Genomic DNA, 20,400 nt, shown 5'->3' with positions numbered 1-20,400 from the left:
GCATGTAGCTGAGTTTGACTACACATGCCCCTGCGTTTTCTTATACATATTGCCGCGTTTTCTTACACACATGTTTTGTGGTGGAAGTAGGACCCTGTGGAAAACATGGGGAAGGAATTCCAAAATGAAGGCGCCTTTTCAAGCAAACGTTTGCGTGAGCGGATGCAAAGCTTTGCGTGGGCAGATGCAAAGCTTTGCGTTGGCGGTTGCAAAGCTTTGCGTGGACGGTTGCAAAGCTTTGCGTTGGCACATGCAATGCTTTGCGTTCCGAGATGGGCAAAACTGGCACAGAAGAAGAAGGCATGGTAGAATAGAGACGATAATAGGTGGAAGCACGTTGCTTCCACCTATTATATATATATGTGTGTTGTTCGGTTTAATACCATTACAGGATTGTCTTGACAGCCTCAAGCATACCCTTCTCCTGAATAAGGTCGAGGTCTTTCTTCAGCAACTCAGCCAATCCGCTTACGCCATGCAGGTCCTCGCCCCAGATATCGGTTGCAGCGAGTACGCCGTCGGTAACTTTCTGGGTGTCGCCTGTTGCCCAAAGCTCCTTGAGAAGGTCCATGATCTCCTGTGCGTCATTTGGTACAATCTCTGCTCCGTCCTCACGCTTGCCACCCTTGTAATAGGTGATGATGGCTGCGAGGCCGAATACCAGTCCCTGTGGCAACTCACCTTTGCGCTCAAGGTAAGTCTTCACTCCTGGAAGGTCGCGTGCGCAGAATTTCGGGAATGAGTTGAGCATGATGCTTGTTACCTGATGGTCTACATACGGGTTGTTGAAACGCTCAAGCACGTCAGCGGCAAACTGCTGGAGCTCGTCCATAGGCAAGTTGAGTGTCTGCATAAGCTCCTCGAACTGTACCTTGTGGATATACTTGCCGATGACTTCGTGGTTGCAGGCGTCGCGTACGATATTTACGCCGCTAAGGTAGGCTACAGGTGAGAGTACGGTGTGAGGACCATTAAGCAAGGTTACCTTGCGCTCGTGGTATGGTTTCTCGCTCTCGGCGATAAGGACGTGCAGTCCTGCCTTCTCAGCAGGGAACTCTGCTCTTAGCTCCTCGCAAGTCATGTTCTCAGGACGCTCTATCACCCACAGATGGAATATCTCGGCCTGAACAACGAGGTTGTCCTTGTAGGAAATCTTTTGCTGTATGTCGGCAATCTCCTTGCGTGGGAAGCCCGGAACGATACGGTCGACGAGGGTTGCGCAAACGTAGCAGCTGTTTGTGAACCAGCTCTTGAAGCCTTCATAGTCAGCGCCAAGGTCTTCTTTCCACAGCTCTATGTACTGGTAGATGCACTCCTTCAGGTGATGGCCGTTTAGGAATATCAGCTCGCATGGCATAATGATGAGTCCCTTGGTGGGGTCACCATCGAAATATTTGTATCTGTGGAACAGCAACTGGACGAGCTTGCCAGGGTATGAGCTTGCAGGAGCGTCGGTGAATTTGCATTTGTCATCAAAGGCGATACCTGCCTCTGTGGTGTTGGAGATGACAAATCTAATCTCGGGTTGCTCGGCAAGTGCCATGTAGGCCTGGTTCTGTGTATATGGGTTCAGTGCACGGCTGATGACGTCAATGCGCTCAAGGCTGTTGACGGCCTCTCCGTTGAGACGGCCCTGTAGGTTTACGTGGTATAGGCAGTCCTGTCCGTTGAGCCAGTCGACCATACCTCTGTCTATAGGCTGTACGACGACAACGCTGCCGTTGAAGTCGGTCTTCTGGTCCATGTTCCAAATTATCCAGTCTACGAATGCTCGTAGGAAGTTTCCCTCTCCAAACTGAATGATTTTCTCTGGCATCACGCTTTTAGGCGCAGTGCGCTTGTTCAATGATTTTAATTCTTTCATTTTTGATGTATTTGTTTTAGTTTTCGGTGTTTCTTGTTTAAGATTGATGCAAAGATAATAAAAATCTTCATACGTTGGCATTTATTTATCTAAAAATTATTGCGCAAAGGTTTGCGAATGTTGCTTTTTTTAGTAAATTTGCCAAAGACATTGAGGCTGGCATATCTATAGACTTCACGGCTTGCATTGTGGGGCTCATACTTCCCAAGTCTGTACTATGCTGCTAACCTATCATAATAAGAGAGAAATGCTATAAAAACAGTAGCCATATGTATACTAAAGCCTATTTATCATTATTGTTGCTTTTCACCTATGTTCCTGTTGTGGCTCAAAGCGATGTGTTGGGAGGTTTCCGATATGTTTCAGAGCAGTCGCCTTCGGGCAACGAGTGGCAGTCGCCTGAGCAGTTGGCTCTCAACAAGGAGCAGCCGCATGCATACATGTTTCATTTTGCTGATGTCTCATCGGCGCAGTCTGTATTGCCAGATGCATCGTCATACGTGCTGTCTCTCGATGGTACATGGAAGTTCCGTTGGGTACCATCGCCCGAGAAGCGTCCTGTAGGGTTTGCCTCGGCAGATTATGACGTGAGTGGCTGGGATGATATTGCCGTTCCCGGATGCTGGAACATGCAAGGGCTAAATACCGATGGTACCATGAAGTATGGTGTGCCCATATATGTCAACCAACCCGTGATATTCTATCATCAGGTGGCCGTAGACGACTGGCGCAAGGGCGTCATGCGTGTGCCTGCTGACACTCTCTATACAACATGGAAGTACCCTAACGAGGTTGGAAGCTACCGGCGGTCGTTCACTGTGCCGAAGGAGTGGAAAGGCCGGAGGCTACTAATCAACTTCGATGGTGTGGACAGTTTCTTCTACCTCTGGGTCAACGGTCACTACGTAGGCTTCAGTAAGAACAGCCGCAACACAGCATCTTTCGACATAACTCGATATGTGTTTTATGATAAGACGAACTCTGTTTCGCTGGAAGTCTACAGAAGTAGCGACGGCTCTTTTCTTGAGGCTCAGGACATGTTCCGTCTGCCAGGCATAATCCGTAGTGTCTATCTGACCAGTGTGCCTGAGAACCGCATCAGCGACATGGCTGTCAGGACTACCTCCCTAAATGACGAGGCTGCATGTATAGACATTCGTACAGAGATTGTCTCTAAAAATGAAAAGGCTCTTCGTGGGGCAACACTCAGCTACGATGTCTATGAAATAGCTCTGTATAGCGACGATGTGACGGGCCGTGTGGCAAGTGGAGTAGCATCATGCGGAGATGCCAGGGAGGGTGTTGTCAGAACAGCTTTAGATGTTCCTCATCCAAAGGCTTGGAGTGCCGAGGAACCTCATCGCTATGTACTCGTAGCCAAGCTGCTCGACAAACGTGGACGCATACTCGACTGTACGAGTACTTATTTCGGCGTGCGCACGGTTGAGATTAAGGAGATGACGGCACAGGAGGACGAGTTCGGAAATGCGGGACGCTATTTCCTCGTCAACGGCAAGCCCGTGAAGCTGAAGGGAGTAAACAGACATGAGACTAATCCTACGACTGGTCATGCCATCACAAGACAGCAGATGACCGAGGAGGTCATGCTCATGAAGAGAGCCAACATCAATCATGTCAGGCTCAGCCATTATCCCAACCACCCATATTTCTACTATCTTGCCGACAAGTACGGACTCTACCTTGAGGACGAGGCTAACATAGAGAGTCATGAATACTATTATGGAGAGGCTTCTCTGTCACATCCCGTAGAGTGGCGTGATGCCCATGTGGCCCGCAATATGGAAATGGTACGTGCGCACGTAAACGCCCCCTCAATAGTGATATGGAGCTTGGGCAACGAGGCTGGTCCGGGAAACAATTTCGTTGAGGCTTACAAGGCTATCAAGGCTTTCGATACCAGCCGCCCCGTACAGTATGAGCGCAACAACGACATTGTGGACATGGGCTCCAACCAGTATCCGAGTGTTGCGTGGGTTCAGCAGGTGGCAAAGGGCAAGAGCAACGTCAAGTATCCTTATCATATTTCGGAATATGCACATTCCATGGGCAACTCTCTTGGCAACCTTGCCGACTACTGGAAGGCTATGGAGAGCAGCAACTACTTCTGCGGGGCTGCCATCTGGGATTGGGTTGACCAGGCCATGGACACCTATACACCGTCAGGACTAAAGTATATGGGCTACGGAGGTGACCACGGTGACTGGCCCAACGACGGAATGTTCTGCATGAACGGAATAATGCTGCCTGACCTTACTCCAAAACCACAATATTTCGAGGTGAAGAAAGTGTATCAGAACGTGGGCATTGAGTCCGACTTCGAGCATAATGCCGTTAGGATATTCAACAAAAACTATTTCACCTCGCTACGTGACTATCTCGTTAGATGGATACTTGTAAAGGATGGTCGTGAGGAGAGTAGCGGGGAGTTTATCACCGACCGCAGCATTCATGGACCTCGCTCCTCGAAACAGTACCGTCTGCCTTTCAATATCATGGACTTGCCATGTGATGGTGAGTATTTCCTCAACGTTGAGCTGAGTCTTGGCAAGGATATGCCTTGGGCAAGGAAGGGATATGTGCAGATGAGCGAACAGCTGGAATGTACGCCTGGAGAGTATGATATGACTCAACCTACCTGCAAGGGACATTCTCCGCTTGTTGTAGACAACGGCCCTGATGCCATTACCATCACAGGCGATGCCTTCAGCCTGAGCTTCAACAATGCCGACGGAAGTATCAGCAAGCTTGTATATGCTGGCGAGAATGTCATAGAGCCAGGATGTGGACCGAGGATAGATGCCTTCCGTGCTCCTGTAGACAACGACAACTGGGCATGGAGCCAGTGGTTCCAGAATGGACTCTACGACTTGCGTCATTATGCTGTGGCAAGGCCTGTTGTTGTCAACAACCCGGATGGTAGCGTGAGCATTATATATTCCGTGCGCAGTCAGGCTCCAGCCAAGGGAAGCGCAATCCATCGCCCGGGAAAGGCAGGTGAGCCGTTTGAGGAAATAGTTGCTGGCGACAAGATGGAGGAAGATGATTTCCACTTCCTGACTACACAGAGATATACCGTATATGCCGACGGAAACATATGTGTGGCAAGCAGCGTCATCAGTAGCGACCCGTCTGTTGTCCTTCCGAGGCTGGGATATGTGATGAAACTGCCTAAAGAGTTCGACAACTATGCTTATTACGGACGTGGACCGCTCAACAACTATGCCGACCGCAAGACAGGCTCTTTCATCGGACTCTATACAAGCAAGGTGGAAGAGCAGTTCGTGAACTTCCCCAAGCCGCAGAGTATGGGCAACCGTGAGGATGTCCGCTGGTGCGCATTGACGAATGGACAGGGAACAGGACTGCAGATTGTTGCCAATAACGCAAGCTGCAGTATGTCGGCTTCGGCATTGCCATGGAGTGCTTTGCAGCTTACACTTGCTGCGCATCCTCATGAGTTGCCGCAGAGCGACGGAACATATCTGCATATAGACTGCCAGGTTACGGGACTTGGAGGAAACAGTTGTGGTCAGGGAGGCCCTCTTGCCGATGACAGGGTAAAGGGAGCGCTTCATCAAGTGAAATTCATCATCCGTCCCGTTCATCGTGGAGCCGAGCTCACATCACGTTCCCAGATTGTTTCCTATGTGCCATGTCCTGTTAGCATTTCAAGAGACCGCGCAGGTAATGTCACAATTCAGGGCGACACAATGGTCATGGACCCCTCAACCATCTGCTATCAGATACAGGAACCAGGAATGCGAAAAACTGGAAAGGTACAGGTATGCTCGGACTCAAAGGCTGTTGTGCCTATGCGTAATGGAGGAACCGTCAGCGCATGGTATAAGGGAGACTCTCGGGTAAAGACAATCGTCACTTTCCAGCGCATCGAAAGCGTGCCTGTTGAGATTGTCTATGTGAGTAGCGAGGAAGGCCCCGACGGAGCTGTTGCCAGGAACCTCCTCGATGGTGACCCGTCAACGATATGGCATACTATGTACAGCATTACGGTGCCGAAATATCCTCATTGGATAGATTTCGACTGTGGCGAGCAGAGGCTTCTAAAGGGCTTCTCGTACATGCCGCGGCAGGATGGTAGTGCCAACGGAAACATCAAGGCATACAAGATAGAGGTAAGCAACGACGGACAGACTTGGGACGACATTGTTGCGCAAGGAGAGTTCGACAACAGCCGGAAGGTTAAGAAAGTGCTATTCGACAAGCCATGCAAGGCTCGCTTCGTCCGTTTCACGGCCCTAAGCAGCCAGGATGGGCAGGACTTTGCAAGTGGAGCAGAGATGACATTCTTCTAAATATTAGGGTGTCCAGTTTGTCGTACCCAAAATGAAACCTATGTTGTTCCTGATTTACTCAGACTACTTGCTCGCAGAAAATACTGTGTCCAGCACGCGCTTACAGCGCGACAATTACCGACATGAACTTCAGAATTAGGATGTTCAATTTTTGCACATCAAACTGTACACCCTATCTAAGTATCCAAAGATAGTGATTTCTTAATCACCCCAAAGTAGGCTTGTAGAGGTCCCTCTACTTCCTCTTCAGATACCACTTTGCTCCAAACCACAGTGCGGCAACAGCTACAATACCGATTATTCCGTACTTGATGTATTCCCCATACTCCATAATCTTGTCGTTGAGCTGTTCCTCTGGAACGACAGAATGCAGATACCAGCCCAATGCGGCAAGTATGCAGTTCCAGACACCTGCGCCGATGGTTGTGTAGAGCAGGAACTGCCAGAACTTCATCCTTGCAAGACCGGCAGGTATGGATATGAGGTGGCGTATGCCTGGAAGAAGACGTCCAGTGATGGTGGCCACCATGCCGTGGTCATAGAAGTATTTCTCGCTTTTCTCCACTTTCTGCTGGTTGAGCAGGCACATCTTTCCCCACTTGCTGTTGGCGAAACGGTATATTATGGGACGGCCGAGATAGTAGCCGGCGAGATAGTTGATGGTTGCTCCTGCGTCAGCACCAAGAGTGGCGAACAGTATTACAAGCGCGATATCGAGGTTGCCTGCCGCGGCATGATATGCGGCAGGTGACACGACAAGCTCTGACGGTACTGGTATTACCGTGCTCTCAAGGAGCATAAGGAAAAACACCGTGCCGTAGTTGAGATTGCTTAATAAGGATGTGATAATGTTCATTTAGGATGATTTTTTAAATATGATACATAGTCCTCTACGGGAAGACCCGGAGGGAAAATCTCCCCCAGTGCCTGTTGGGCTTCTGTTGGGTTTATGGCGCATGCTTTCTCCAAGGCATACAGAAACTCTTCCCAATGGCCTGTCTCGTGGCACGCAAGGGCATAGTATCCCCATCCGTAAGTCAGGCTGTTGCTTGTCTCCTTGTTGTATGCCTCATGCAGGATTTCGTATGCCCACTCGGGTGAGCTGTTGTCGAGTATGGCTGTGGCTATTTCTATGCGTATCTGTGGAATTTGCTCTTCTGTGGCTGTGCTTAAAGCTTTCGTGAAGCATGAGTCTGCATCATCGATCTTGTCGTTGATGAGGTAGCATGTACCTCGGAAGGCAAGGAGACCGCTGGTGTCCGCATCGGGTAGTGACGTGCAGATGTCCAACAGGGCGAGAGCCTCGTCCAGTCTCTGCAGGCATGCGAGCGCATAGGCATATTCCTTGTAAAGCTGAGAGAGGTTGGGGGAGTTCATAGGGCAGATATCGAGAGCCTTGCTGAAATGGTGTAGGGCATCCTCGTATTTGCCGAGGTTTGAGAGACAAATGCCAAAGAACAGCTCGCCGATCTCTGAGCTCGGATTCTGTTCGGCATAACGCTTATAATAGTGGGCGGCTTCCTCAAAGTTGGTCAGGGCGCACAGGCAGTTGGCTTTTAGCAGCAAGGCGTCGCTGTTGTCAGGCTCTATGGCGAGTGAGTATTCGCAACTTTCTATGCTCTTTGTTAATTCGTTGTTGAGAAACTGCGAGGAAGCAAGGTTGTTCCAGTACTCGCTGCAGAAAGGGTTTTCGTCAATGAGTGTGTTAAGCAATTGCTGGCATTCGGCATGGTTGCCTTTAATCCATGCAAGTTTTGTCTGAAGTGTGCGGTAGTTCACTGTAGACTTGTCGGAGCATTTGCTGAGCCACTTCTCGCAATAGTCATACAGCTCGTAGTCGAAGAACAAGAATGCCGTGTCTATGGCCACACCGTCACGCTCGGCCTCTTCTGTGTCCTCATAACATTGCTCCATCCAGTTGTCTGCCTGTTGGCACATGTCTTTGGCGAGCATTATCTCTGCCTGAAGGAAGATGTACTCAATGTGCTGTTTGTCGTCAATCAGCATGCCCAGCTTCTCTGCCTTTGCAATGTCGTTTTCCGAAAGAGCCTCCCGTGCCAGGAAGCATAACGGCAGCACAGAGCCTGGGAACATGCTTATGGCATATTCTATGGCCTGCATGGCATCGTCCTTCCGGCCAGACGTGTAATAGTGTTCAGCAATGTCGGCCAGTTGGTCAGCATCCAGAAATATGGAGGTGCCATTCTTCTTGGCCTCCTCATATTTCCGGATGTTCTCTTCCAATTCTCTGTTGTTTATGAAATCGTTCGTCAATGAATGTTTGTATTTTGTATGAGGTGTTCCTGACTGTGGCCAGATTATTTCCCGCTCATCTTCTTCCAGGTATCTGTGAGCTGTACCGTGCGGTTGAACACGAGGTGGGATGGGGTAGAGTCTGGGTCAACATTATAGTAGCCTACACGCTGGAACTGCAGGTAGTCCATAGGCTTGCGTGTCTCCAGCCATTTTTCTACGTAGGCTTTCTTTATCTCAAGGCTGTTGGGGTTGAGGAATGGGCGCATGGCCTCTATGCCTCTCACTCCGTCGTGTTCCTCGGAGTAGGCGGCTACTGCATCGCGTGGGTTCTCTACCATCCATAGACGGTCGTAGTTGCGGACCTCTGCCTCCAGGCAGTGGTTGCAACTTACCCAGTGGATGGTCTTGCCTTTTATCTTCATGTTGCAGTTGGCCTCTCCGGTCTTCGTCTCAGGGATAAGTTCAGCGTGTATCTCAACGATTTCTCCATCTTCGTTCTTTACCACACAGTCCTCAATGTTCTCCGGACACTGTATGATATACGAGTTCTTGAGTCTCACCTGCTTGCCCGGACCAAGACGGAGGAACTTCTTCGGAGCGTCTTCCATGAAGTCCTCGCGCTCTATCCACAGCTCGCGGCTGAACTCTATCTCGTGTGTACCGTCGGCCTCGTTCTCTGGATTGTTTATAGCTGTATATACCTCAGTCTTTCCCTCTGGGAAGTTTGTTATTACAAGCTTCACCGGATTGATGACGGCACTTACACGCAGAGCACGTTTGTTCAGATCATCGCGGACGGCCGACTCAAAGAGCGACATTTGGTTGAGTGCGTCAAACTTTGTATAGCCAATCTTGTCGATGAAAGAGAGAATGCCTTCTGGGCTATAGCCACGGCGGCGGAAACCACATATGGTCGGCATGCGTGGGTCGTCCCATCCGTTTACTATTCCTTCCTTAACCAGTATAAGCAGGTTGCGCTTTGACAGAAGAATGTGAGTCAGGTTCAGCTTGTTGAACTCAGTCTGTCTCGGACGGTTGTCGTCCAACGGCTGGTCGTCGTGTGCGGCCTGCTTTGCCCAGTCTACAAACAGGTCGTAGAGAGGACGGTGGCTGACAAACTCCAGAGTGCAGAGAGAGTGGGTGACACCCTCCCAGTAGTCACATTGCCCGTGTGTATAGTCGTACATCGGGTAGGCGTTCCACTTGTTGCCTGTGCGCCAGTGGGGCATGTTCAGAACCCTGTACATGATTGGGTCGCGGAAGTGCATGTTCGGATTGGCCATGTCTATCTTTGCCCTTAGAACCATCTTGCCTGGTTCCATTCGTCCGGAGTTCATCTCCTCGAACAGTGCAAGGCTTTCTTCTACAGGTCTGTTGCGATAGGGTGACTCGATGCCTGGTTGGGTTGGCGTACCTTTCTGTTGCCTTATCTCCTCGGATGTCTGCTCGTCAACGTATGCCTTGCCTTCCTTGATAAGTTCTACGGCAAGGTCCCAGAGTTGCTGGAAGTAGTCGCTGGCATAGTAGATGTTATTCCACTTGAAGCCAAGCCACTCGATATCTTTCTTTATGGCCTCTACGTATTCTGTATCTTCCTTCTGAGGATTTGTGTCGTCCATACGTAGGTTGCAAACTCCGCCGTATTTGCGTGCTACACCGAAGTCTATGGCAATGGCTTTGGCATGGCCGATATGTAGGTAGCCGTTTGGCTCGGGCGGAAAGCGGGTCTGTATGCGTCCTCCGTTCTTACCCTCGGCTAAATCCTGCTCAACTATTTGCTCTACGAAGCTTAAGCTGCGCTTTTCCTCATTAGTGATGTTCTCTTCTGTGACTGTCATAAAACTCATATAATTATAATAATGTGTGCAAAGATACGAAAAAATGAGTAGATGGCACCCTTGTAGTAGATATTTTTTCGAATTGTGTGCCATAACAGCCAAAAACCTGCTCTGCAACATAAAAAAATATTTGGAGCATATCGTTATTTTGTATATCTTTGCACTCGTTATCCTGAATACAATCTTTTTACCTTAAAAAAGACTAATACCTATTGAGAATAAATGCCTCTCGCTGTGAAGCAAGGGGCATTTTCATTTCAGTATATTTTCGTTATGTCTTTTTTTTTGAATAGGTTGACTCCTAAAACTAATTTGAAAAGGTCAGTAATTAAGTTATAGCTGCTGGAGTCTGGCTATATACTTGCCCAATATGTCGAACTCTATGTTTACGACTGTTCCAACCTTGATGTCGTGGAAGTTTGTCACCTCTTTAGTATACGGAATAATAGCTACGGTAAATGTGTTGTCTGTTGGTCGGCATACAGTCAGCGATACGCCATTGACCGTTACAGAGCCTTTGTCAACAGTGAAATAGCCACGCCGTGCCATCTCGCGGTCTATGTCGTATTTGAAGGTGAAGTAGGTTGAGCCATCAGCATCCTGCATGTCCGTACAAACGGCTGTCTGGTCAACGTGTCCCTGTACTATGTGTCCGTCCAGCCTGCCGTTCATTAGCATCGAGCGTTCAACGTTCACCCTGTCGCCAACTTTCAGTAGTCCGAGGTTCGAGCGGTCGAGCGTTTCCTTCATGGCCGTTACGGTATAGCAACCGTCGGATATATTGACCACGGTCAGACACACGCCGTTGTGTGCTACGCTTTGGTCAATCTTCAGCTCGTCAACGAATGAGCATCTCAGCGTGAGGTCTATGTTCTCTTGTTCCTTTGTTATGGCAACAACGGTTGCCATCTCTTCTACAATTCCGGAAAACATTGTCGTGGTGGGTTTTAATGAGTGATGTTGTGAGAAAAAAAGTGGGAGTCGTGCCAATGATGTGATGAAAACTCCTAATCTGTAAGATTTGAGTGCTCTCCGCCTTTGTAATCCACTGGCTTTACAGCTCGGGTTGTTCGCCCTTTAGTGTGGCCCGCCATTAGCAGGAGTGGCAACATCGGTTTTCGATATTATTTGATGAGTATCCCTATCTAATCAACACAACTCCCGTGTATTGTTCTATGTGTGCAAAGTTAATGCAATTCGTCAACATGGCAAAATTTACAGCCTGTTTTTTTCTCAGTATTTGTCTGTTCCCTTGATGTTGTGAACGTATACCCACGCTCCACCTATTATTAATAATAAGGGTAGGGCGAGAAGCCAGTTGTTGTCGTCGTCGTAGAGTCCTGCCAGATAGCAGACTGCCATTACGAGTATGCCTGTTGCCGTTAGGGCAAACCCTGTCCATCGGCGTTTCAGTAATTGTAATACCTTTCGTTTCATGGCGCAAATTTACTAAATTACAACCGAAAAACAATATTTTGCTTAGCATAGATGTATGTAAAGTCTTAAAAGCTGTTAAACTTTTGGTTTTAAATAGCTTATTGGTGGTTGTATTACAATAAAAATGAGTACCTTTGCGGCGCATTTTGCAAAATAACACATTTTATTAATTTAAATTGATTATGAATCAATACGAAACCGTTTTCATTTTGACTCCCGTTTTGTCTGATGAACAGATGAAGGAAACGGTCGCTAAATTCAAGAAACTCCTCACCGACAACGGTGCTGAGATTTTGAACGAAGAGGCCTGGGGACTGAAGAAGATGGCTTATGCTATCCAGAAGAAATCAACAGGCTTCTACTGTCTGATTGAGTTCAAGGCTGAGCCAACAATCGTCAACACTCTCGAAATAGGCTATCGCCGTGACGAGAAAGTAATTCGTTTTATGACTGTTAAACTCGACAAGTACGCAGTGCAGTACGCAGAGAAGCGTCGCGCTAAGCTTGGCAAAAAAGAGGAGGCTTAATCATGGCAGAGCAGAACAACACCGAAATCCGTTATTTGACAGCTCCTTCTATCGATACGAAGAAGAAGAAGTACTGCCGTTTCAAGAAGAGCGGCATCAAGTACATTGACTACAAGGATCCTGAGTTCCTGAAGAAGTTCCTCAACGAGCAGGGTAAGATTCTTCCCCGCCGCATTACAGGTACCTCTCTCAAGTACCAGCGTCGCGTGGCACAGGCTGTTAAGCGTGCCCGTCAGATTGCACTGCTTCCATTCGTAACCGATTTGATGAAATAATAAAGGAGGATAGATAATGGAAATCATACTGAAAGAAGATATCATCGGTCTTGGCTACAAGAACGATATCGTGAATGTAAAGAGCGGCTATGGCCGTAACTACCTCATTCCTCAGGGCAAGGGCGTTATCGCTTCTCCTTCTGCCAAGAAGGTGCTCGCCGAGAATCTCCGTCAGCAGGCTGCCAAGCTTGCAGCTGCCAAGGCTGAGGCTGAGAAGAAGGCTGCTGCTTTCGAGGGTCTTACTCTTGAGATTGCCGCTAAGGTAAGTGCCACTGGCGTCCTCTATGGTTCTGTCAACGCTGCAACTGTTGCAGAGGAACTGGCCAAGAAGGGCATCGAGGTTGACCGTAAGATTATCACCATGCGTGATGCAAAGAAGCTTGGCGACTTCGAGGCTATAGTTCACTTCCACAAGGAGGTTGAGGTGAAGGTTCCAGTAAAGGTTGTTGCTGAGAACGCTACCGAAGAAGTAAAGGTTGAGGAGACTGTAGCAGCTACAGCAGAGCCAGCAGTTGAGGCTCCTGTAGCTGAGGAAGAGGCTCCTGCAGCAGAATAATATTATTACTGTAAAGCAACTTTCCATAACCCCGATTCATTCATTCAGGATGTTTCGGGGTTTTATTGTTTTTTTCTAACACCTAAAAGTTTTGTATTTATGAAAGCATTTGTTTTTCCCGGACAAGGTTCACAGTTCGTAGGTATGGGTAAGGAACTCTACGATAACAACGAGACGGCCAAGGCTCTTTTCGACAAGGCCGACGAAATACTTGGTTTCAAGATTACAGATATAATGTTTGCCGGTACAGACGAGCAGCTCAAACAGACCAATGTTACTCAGCCAGCCGTATTCCTCCACAGCGTCATCACTGCTCTGTGCCTCGGCGAGGAGTTCAATCCTGCCATGGTTGCTGGCCACTCACTCGGTGAGTTCTCTGCCCTTGTGGCTGCTGGTGCCATCAGCTTCGAGGACGGGCTCAAGCTCGTTGCCGCACGTGCAAATGCCATGCAGAAGGCATGCGAGGCCAACCCTGGTCTCATGGCTGCCATCATCGGTCTGCCCGACGAGAAAGTTGAGGAGATTTGTGCTGAGGTATCTGCCGATGGTGAGGTGGTTGTTGCCGCAAACTATAACTGTCCGGGCCAGCTGGTTATCTCTGGAACCGTAAATGCCATAAACAAGGCTTGCGAGGCTCTGAAGGCTGCTGGAGCAAAGCGCGCCCTGCCTCTGAAGGTGGGTGGTGCCTTCCACTCTCCACTCATGCAGCCAGCTAAGGACGAACTTCAGGCTGCCATTGAGCAGACACAGTTCTCTGCGCCTAAATTCCCTGTTTACCAGAATGTTGACGGCAAGCCACACACCGACCCTGAGGAGATTAAGCAGAATCTTATTGCTCAGCTTACAAGCTCTGTAAGGTGGACATCGAGTGTGCAGAACATGATTGCCGATGGTGCTGACGACTTCACAGAGTGCGGACCGGGCAAGGCATTGCAGGGAATGATTGGCCGTATCGGTAAGAATGTCAATGTGCAAGGCATTCAGTAATCCATGGACAAGAAGATAATAATATATCAAATATTCACACGCCTTTTTGGCAACCGGAACGTTACCCGCAAGGTAAACGGTTCGGTTGCTGAGAATGGTGTGGGAAAGATGAACGACTTCACCCCTACGGTATTGCGCCATATACATGACATGGGCGTAACACATGTCTGGTATACTGGCGTTATCCGTCATGCTTCTCAGACCGACTATTCGTCTTTTGGCATACCAAAGCAGTCGCCTGCAGTTGTCAAGGGCGTTGCTGGCTCACCATACGCCATTGCAGACTATTACGATATTGATCCCGACCTGGCTGAGAACGTGAACAGTCGAATGGAGGAGTTCGAGGAACTTGTTGACCGTACCCACAAGGCAGGCATGAAAGTAATCATCGACTTTGTACCCAACCATGTGGCAAGGGAATACAAGTCGGTTAAAAAGCCGACTGGTGTTAAAGACCTTGGACAGGACGACGACAAGACGATGAACTTCTCGCAGCAGAACAACTTCTACTATACCGGCATGCCCATCGACCTTAGCGGCGTAACAGCCGCAAGGAATCAGGATCCGGAGAAACCATACGTAGAGACACCTGCCAAGGCAACAGGCAACGACCGCTTTGACAACCGGCCTGGCGACAACGACTGGTATGAGACAGTAAAGCTCAACTATGGCATCGACTATTGTAACGGACGTGGCAGAAGCTATCATTTCGACCCGATACCTAACACATGGGCCAAGATGACCGACATACTGCTCTTCTGGGCATCTAAGGGTGTCGACGGCTTCCGTTGCGACATGGCAGAGATGGTGCCGGCATCGTTCTGGAGCTATGCTACGGGCATTGTCAAGAACCGCTATCCGGAGATAGACTTCATAGGCGAGGTTTATGACGGCAACCAGTACAGGACTTTCATCAGCTCAGGTTTCGATTACCTGTATGACAAGGTTGGCATGTACGATGCTGTCAGGGCTGTCATACGTGGCGAGCGCCCTGCCGCATCAATAACATATCAGTGGCAAACAGTTGGCGACATTGCCGGGCACATGCTTTATTTCCTTGAGAACCACGATGAGCAGCGTATAGCGTCCGACTTCTTCTGTGGCGACGGCAACAAGGCCATTCCCGGTGTTATTGTCTCTGCTCTGCTCATGCGTAACCCGTTCATGTTCTATGCAGGACAGGAGTTCGGAGAAAGGGGTATGGATGCCGAGGGCTTCTCTGGACGTGATGGACGTACAACCATTTTCGACTACTGGTCGCTCGACTCACTCATCCACGGCTACTACGACCGTAGGCACATGCCTAAGGAGGAGAAGGCGCTGGCGCTGAAATACCAGCAGATACTGCGCATTGCCAATCGGGAGAAAGCCATCTTCGAGGGCGATTTCTTCGACCTTATGTACGTCAATCCGGCTTCGTATCAGTTTAATCCCCGTTTCAACTTCGCCTTTCTGCGCAAGGCTGGCAGCGATGTCATACTCGTTGTAGCCAATTTCTCGGGCGACCGGATGAATGTCAAGGTTAACATTCCTGACCATGCCTTCGACTATCTCGGCTTGCCTGAGACAACCGTGGTGGCTATCGACTTGCTGACGGGTGAGGAGCAGACTGTTGAGCTGACACGCAACGGACAGTTCCCGGCTGACCTGAGACCATATAGCGGAAGGATATTTAAATTCACCATAATGAAGGACGATACTGACTATGTGTTCAACGAGCACAACAAGGATGAGTTCCCACCTGCACATACTGCCGAGCATCTGCTTAATCAGGTGATGATCAGGCTTTTCGGATGCAAGCGTTCGACAAACGCTCATGTGGAGAGGAAGAAGAGCAAGATTAGCTATGTACTCGACCATAAGCCGACAAGGCAGGAGGAGAAAGCCATTGAGCAGATGATGAACGAGATGATACAGGCCGATATGCCTGTGACATTCGAGACGGTCGACATCGATAACCTGCCAGAGGGCGTCGATAGGAGCAGACTGCCCAAGGATGCAAGCCAGAAGATTAGGCTTGTGCGTATCGGCGACTTCGACGTATGTCCATGCATAGGAAAGCACGTTCGCTCGACGGCTCAGATTGGACGCTTCGAACTGCTCGGTACCAACTGGGATGAGGCTACACATACCTTCAGAGTAAGATTTAAGGTCGTACAGTAATAAGCCTGTGCGGAATAATAATGCCATACTGACTATCACCGGATCCGACTCTACAGGCGGGTCCGGTGTTCAGGCTGATATCAAGACAATATCTGCCTTGGGAGGCTATGCTGTCTCTGCCATTACGTCGATAACGGTTCAGAACACGCTCGGCATCCAGGAGTTCTACGACATACCGGCTGATATTGTGGCAGGGCAGATTGAGGCCATTGTCAACGATGTGCAACCGTCTGTCATCAAAGTTGGACTCATACGCTCGGTCGATGTACTGAATGTAGTGGTTGGTGTTCTCAGACGCTATCATCCCCGCCATGTTGTCTACGACCCTATCTTCGTGTCGAGCAAGGGCGAGAGACTCGTAAGTACCGATGTCGTGGAGCGGATAAAGACCGACCTGCTGCCTTTATGCACTATTGTCGTAGGGCAGCGCATGGCCCTCCACGGTCAGAACAACGCTTATTCCAGTGCTATAGCTTTCTATCTGTCGCAGGACTTGCCTGTTGACGAGTCCATGCAGAAGGCTGAGAGCTATGTCAACAGTCACAAGCCTATGCTTGATGGCTTGTCCGACCGCTCGTCGGAACTATATCATGACTTCATATCAAAGGTGGCAGCCCATTTCACCACCAACAGCGACGTGGCCTTCTATGCCGACATGATGAATGTGTCGCCGCGCTACCTTGCTCAGGTATGCAAGAAGATTGCCGACAAGTCGCCGAAGCAGATTATTGACGAGTACTTGTTGGCAGCCATACGCCAGCAGCTGCTCTCCACATCACGTACAGCGCAGGAGATTGCCTTTGCCTTCGGCTTCTCGTCGCAGCCGCATTTTGCGAAGTTCTTCAAGAAGGCCATGGGGTGTACACCCAGGGAATACCGTTTGCGCAATTCGGCAGAATAGACTCCTTGTTATTGTTATACACGTATTGCTTGTTCCCTGACAAAATGCGGAAAAGAGTCTTCACCCAATTTCGAATTATACACAAAGCCTTCATAACTGAACGAGGTCAGCTCGTCTGGATGTAGTATCTTATTCTGGAGTATAAATCTCAGCATAGCACCCCTGCACGACTTTGCCCATACCGCCTGCATCTTCAAGCCTCCATTCTTCTGCCTGACATAGAACAGCGGATGAATGACTCTCACTTCCGAAAGTACCCTTTTCCAGTCAAACAGGTGCTCATATTCTTCGGTTGAGAGATGAAGCAGGATGCCGTCGTCAGCCTTCACACTCTCTATCAGCACATCTGTAAGTTTGTCTTTCCAGAATTGATTTACAGGTTTGCCATCTGTCGCCTCAAGGCTTACGCAATGCTCCATGCGGTATGGCACAATAGCATCCATCGGCCTGAGCAAGCCATAGAGAAAACATGTAATCCACAGATGCTTTTGTCCGAACAGAAGGTCTTCCTCGCTCAACGTCTTGGCTTTTAGGTGCTTGTATGCCTGTCCGTTATATGCCATGATGGCAGGCATCTTGTCTGCAAGGAAGTAGTTCTGGTATCTTCGCCAGTTTTCGGCTGCAAGGTTATGGCTACAGTCCAGCTTTTGGGCAAGCATGTCAACGGAACAGGTAGCCATCTCCGCAGCGAGTCTGTTGGCGATGGATTGGAACAGGGGGTCGGTCAGTGGCTTTGTCTCTGAACTGCCGAACATGATTTTTGCATTGGCGAGCAATATCTGCATGGCTTATTTCTTCATTTCGTTTTTGTGGTTTATACTCTGCAAAAGTACAAATAATTTGGCAAACCCATTCATTCTGAGTACGTATATTTATGATTGTTTTTGCCATATTTCTCTATTTATATGCTTTGCTAACCTTATTTATAGTGCAAGAAAAAATATCCTTGTATTCGAAAGTGAAGTGTGAGATACACGGGAAATCGAGTTATCCTTGATTGAATCATGGCTAAGAAGAGAGTATGCCGACGTTGATAGTTTGTTATACATACCTGCGCATTGATTGTCATTTTGGGAACATGTTGTGTGCTGTTTCCTTTATTTTTTATTACTTTGCAGCCACATTCTCATAAAACACAATTACGATGAAAGAAAACAGACAAGAACTTAACCGCAACCTTGCACAGATGCTCAAGGGCGGTGTCATCATGGACGTTACTACTCCCGAGCAGGCAAAGATTGCTGAGGCTGCTGGTGCCTGTGCAGTAATGGCGCTCGAACGTATTCCTGCCGACATCCGTGCAGCTGGTGGCGTTTCGCGCATGAGCGATCCAAAGATGATAAAGGGTATTCAGGAAGCTGTATCCATACCTGTCATGGCAAAGTGCCGTATCGGTCATATCGCCGAGGCGCAGATCCTGCAGGCCATAGAGATTGACTATATTGACGAGAGCGAGGTGCTCTCACCAGCCGATGACATCTACCACATCGACAAGACCAAGTTTGACGTTCCCTTCGTATGCGGTGCCCGCAACCTGGGTGAGGCTCTACGTCGTATAGCCGAGGGTGCAACCATGATACGTACCAAGGGTGAGCCTGGTACAGGCGATGTTGTCCAGGCTGTCAGCCACATGCGTCAGATGCAGAGTGAGATACGCCGCATCGTATCCATGGCTGAGGATGAGCTGTTCGAGGCTGCCAAGCAGCTGCAGGTGCCTTATGACCTCGTGAAGTTCGTACACGAGAATGGCAAGTTGCCTGTAGTGAACTTCGCTGCCGGTGGTGTGGCTACTCCTGCCGATGCTGCTCTGATGATGCAGCTTGGTGCTGAGGGTGTATTCGTTGGCTCAGGCATCTTCAAGAGCGGAAATCCTGCCAAGCGTGCTGCAGCCATAGTACAGGCCGTAACCAACTACAACGACCCGAAGAAGCTCGCTGAACTGTCTGAGGACCTTGGTGAGGCCATGGTGGGTATCAACGAGCAGGAGATACAGCTGCTCATGGCAGAGAGAGGAAAGTAAGAGCAGGAAGATGAGAATAGCTGTTCTGGCACTGCAAGGTGCATTTATCGAACACGAAAGGATGTTGCAGAAGCTCGGTGCCGAGACATTCGAGATTAGGCAGGAGCGTGACTGGTACCAGCCCATGGACGGACTGGTGATACCGGGAGGCGAAAGCACCACCATGCTGAAGCTGTTGCGCGACCTGAACCTGCTTGAACCTGTACGCAACGCCATACTGGAAGGACTGCCTGTCTTCGGTACCTGTGCGGGACTGATACTTCTGGCACGCAAGGTGACGGGACAGGATTTCGATCGCCTGTCGACAATGGACATCGATGTGTGCCGTAACGCATACGGCCGCCAGCTTGGAAGTTTCTATACCGAGGACAAGGTGGAGGAGGTAGGAGACAACATCCCTATGACCTTCATCCGTGCACCATATATTAATAAGGTGTATGGTGACGCACGGGCTCTGGCTGTTGTCGATGGACATATTGTTGCGGCAAGGCAGGGCAACCAGCTTGTCACTGCGTTCCATCCGGAGCTGAACGAAGACATGCGCATACACTCGCATTTCATAGACATCATACGAGAACATATCGGGGCTTAACCCTGATTGTAGATAGCAACGGAGTGGGGAAGGGGCGTCTTGGCCTTTTCCCCACTTTCTCGTTTTTCCTTAACAGAATCGTCACTGTGTCCGCGTGAAAGATAAAAACCAAAATAAACATTTTATTTACATTGCACCTTTGTCAAGCCACAACTAAAGTTGCATCTCCTGACTTCGTCAATGCGCCACCCGAATTAAGGTTCGTTGTTAGATAGGTCAAAATCATCGTAGTATGACTTCAGGTAATCTCTGTATTACCGCCATGGATGTGAGTCCCCGCCAGTACATCGTGGCCATGCCGCATGTATCAGAAGCGTTTTGAACGTACATTGTCTTTGCGCTCTTTGCGCCTTTGCGAGAGCTTTTTCTCGCAGATGTTTATTGCGTGGTATATTTCTCGCCAAGCCGCAAAGGTCGCAAGGAGATATTGTTCACCCACAGCTAAGGCTCTTACGTTCAGCTTCCAAGATACGCCTTCGGCTATTGGAATGCCTGAAGTAGAAGGGGCAGACGTCACAAATGCTCCAATCTTCGACCTTGCTGGTCGCCGCATCACGGGCGAGGCTTCAAAGGGAGTATATATCAGAAACGGCAAGAAGTTTGTCGTAAGATAATCACTTCCCCGTAACAGAAAGATGTGGGTACATCCG

General features: G+C 49.2%; 18 protein-coding genes. 11 read left to right on the top strand and 7 right to left on the bottom strand.

Features of this window, described 5'->3' with window-relative positions:
- Positions 1–105: 105 nt before the first annotated feature.
- Complete coding sequence (locus CIL02_RS16580; protein WP_094403219.1) at positions 106–309, top strand: hypothetical protein; 204 nt, start codon at positions 106–108, stop codon at positions 307–309.
- Positions 310–385: 76 nt separating this feature from the next.
- Here CIL02_RS16580 and CIL02_RS15845 read toward each other — a convergent pair whose 3' ends face one another.
- Positions 386–1,864, bottom strand: a complete 1,479-nt coding sequence (locus CIL02_RS15845) for a tagaturonate reductase (protein ID WP_094403218.1) — start codon at positions 1,862–1,864, stop codon at positions 386–388.
- Positions 1,865–2,133: 269 nt separating this feature from the next.
- Here CIL02_RS15845 and CIL02_RS15840 point away from each other — a divergent pair, with 269 nt between their 5' ends.
- On the top strand, positions 2,134–6,198 hold the full coding sequence (locus CIL02_RS15840) for a glycoside hydrolase family 2 TIM barrel-domain containing protein (RefSeq protein WP_094403217.1): 4,065 nt from the start codon (positions 2,134–2,136) through the stop codon (positions 6,196–6,198).
- 235 nt (positions 6,199–6,433) lie between these two features.
- On the opposite strand, the gene CIL02_RS15835 is transcribed toward CIL02_RS15840, so the two are convergent.
- The 5 genes from CIL02_RS15835 to CIL02_RS16185 form a co-directional block, all read right to left on the bottom strand.
- A complete protein-coding gene (locus tag CIL02_RS15835; protein WP_094403215.1) occupies positions 6,434–7,054 on the bottom strand; it encodes a DedA family protein in 621 nt (206 codons plus the stop codon).
- On the bottom strand, positions 7,051–8,442 hold the full coding sequence (locus tag CIL02_RS15830; protein WP_141210277.1) for a tetratricopeptide repeat protein: 1,392 nt from the start codon (positions 8,440–8,442) through the stop codon (positions 7,051–7,053). Before CIL02_RS15830 ends, CIL02_RS15835 begins: the two co-directional genes overlap by 4 nt.
- Positions 8,443–8,516: 74 nt before the next feature.
- On the bottom strand, positions 8,517–10,292 hold the full coding sequence (locus CIL02_RS15825) for a glutamine--tRNA ligase/YqeY domain fusion protein (protein WP_170935134.1): 1,776 nt from the start codon (positions 10,290–10,292) through the stop codon (positions 8,517–8,519).
- Between the two features lie 333 nt (positions 10,293–10,625).
- A complete protein-coding gene (locus tag CIL02_RS15820) occupies positions 10,626–11,225 on the bottom strand; it encodes a riboflavin synthase (protein WP_094403211.1) in 600 nt (199 codons plus the stop codon).
- A 300-nt stretch (positions 11,226–11,525) separates the two neighbouring features.
- Positions 11,526–11,729 carry a hypothetical protein gene (locus CIL02_RS16185; protein ID WP_141210276.1) on the bottom strand — a complete coding sequence of 68 codons (204 nt, stop codon included), beginning with the start codon at positions 11,727–11,729 and terminating at the stop codon, positions 11,526–11,528.
- Positions 11,730–11,911: 182 nt separating this feature from the next.
- On the opposite strand from CIL02_RS16185, the gene rpsF reads away from it, so the two are divergent.
- The 6 genes from rpsF (at position 11,912) to CIL02_RS15790 (ending at position 17,138) form a co-directional block, all read left to right on the top strand.
- Entirely contained in the window at positions 11,912–12,256 is a 345-nt protein-coding gene (gene rpsF / locus CIL02_RS15815; RefSeq protein WP_094403209.1) for a 30S ribosomal protein S6, read from the top strand.
- Positions 12,257–12,258: 2 nt separating this feature from the next.
- Positions 12,259–12,531, top strand: a complete 273-nt coding sequence (gene rpsR, locus CIL02_RS15810) for a 30S ribosomal protein S18 (protein ID WP_094403207.1) — start codon at positions 12,259–12,261, stop codon at positions 12,529–12,531.
- Between the two features lie 16 nt (positions 12,532–12,547).
- Positions 12,548–13,087: a 50S ribosomal protein L9 gene (rplI, locus tag CIL02_RS15805; RefSeq protein ID WP_094403205.1), complete on the top strand. Its 540-nt coding sequence runs from the start codon at positions 12,548–12,550 to the stop codon at positions 13,085–13,087.
- A 99-nt stretch (positions 13,088–13,186) separates the two neighbouring features.
- Positions 13,187–14,074: an ACP S-malonyltransferase gene (gene fabD, locus CIL02_RS15800; protein WP_094403203.1), complete on the top strand. Its 888-nt coding sequence runs from the start codon at positions 13,187–13,189 to the stop codon at positions 14,072–14,074.
- Positions 14,075–14,077: 3 nt separating this feature from the next.
- Positions 14,078–16,237, top strand: coding sequence for an alpha-amylase family glycosyl hydrolase (locus tag CIL02_RS15795; RefSeq protein WP_094403202.1), 2,160 nt, complete (start codon positions 14,078–14,080; stop codon positions 16,235–16,237).
- Between the two features lie 7 nt (positions 16,238–16,244).
- Positions 16,245–17,138: a bifunctional hydroxymethylpyrimidine kinase/phosphomethylpyrimidine kinase gene (locus tag CIL02_RS15790; protein ID WP_094403200.1), complete on the top strand. Its 894-nt coding sequence runs from the start codon at positions 16,245–16,247 to the stop codon at positions 17,136–17,138.
- A 14-nt stretch (positions 17,139–17,152) separates the two neighbouring features.
- Here the strand turns inward: CIL02_RS15790 and CIL02_RS15785 are convergent, their stop codons facing one another.
- Complete coding sequence (locus tag CIL02_RS15785; RefSeq protein ID WP_094403199.1) at positions 17,153–17,923, bottom strand: YaaA family protein; 771 nt, start codon at positions 17,921–17,923, stop codon at positions 17,153–17,155.
- 359 nt (positions 17,924–18,282) lie between these two features.
- On the opposite strand from CIL02_RS15785, the gene pdxS reads away from it, so the two are divergent.
- The 3 genes from pdxS (at position 18,283) to CIL02_RS16900 (ending at position 20,364) form a co-directional block, all read left to right on the top strand.
- Positions 18,283–19,158, top strand: coding sequence for a pyridoxal 5'-phosphate synthase lyase subunit PdxS (pdxS, locus tag CIL02_RS15780; protein ID WP_094403197.1), 876 nt, complete (start codon positions 18,283–18,285; stop codon positions 19,156–19,158).
- A 10-nt stretch (positions 19,159–19,168) separates the two neighbouring features.
- Positions 19,169–19,750, top strand: a complete 582-nt coding sequence (gene pdxT, locus CIL02_RS15775) for a pyridoxal 5'-phosphate synthase glutaminase subunit PdxT (RefSeq protein ID WP_094403196.1) — start codon at positions 19,169–19,171, stop codon at positions 19,748–19,750.
- Positions 19,751–20,238: 488 nt separating this feature from the next.
- Positions 20,239–20,364 (top strand): hypothetical protein, encoded by a 126-nt coding sequence (locus tag CIL02_RS16900; RefSeq protein WP_256387565.1) that lies wholly within the window; start codon positions 20,239–20,241, stop codon positions 20,362–20,364.
- The last annotated feature ends 36 nt before the right edge of the window (positions 20,365–20,400 follow it).

The organism is Prevotella sp. P3-122, assembly GCF_002251365.1.
In the GTDB taxonomy this organism is placed as follows: Bacteria; Bacteroidota; Bacteroidia; order Bacteroidales; family Bacteroidaceae; genus Prevotella.
Note: the sequence above shows the minus strand (reverse complement) of the source record. Positions and strands in the feature narration are given on the sequence as shown.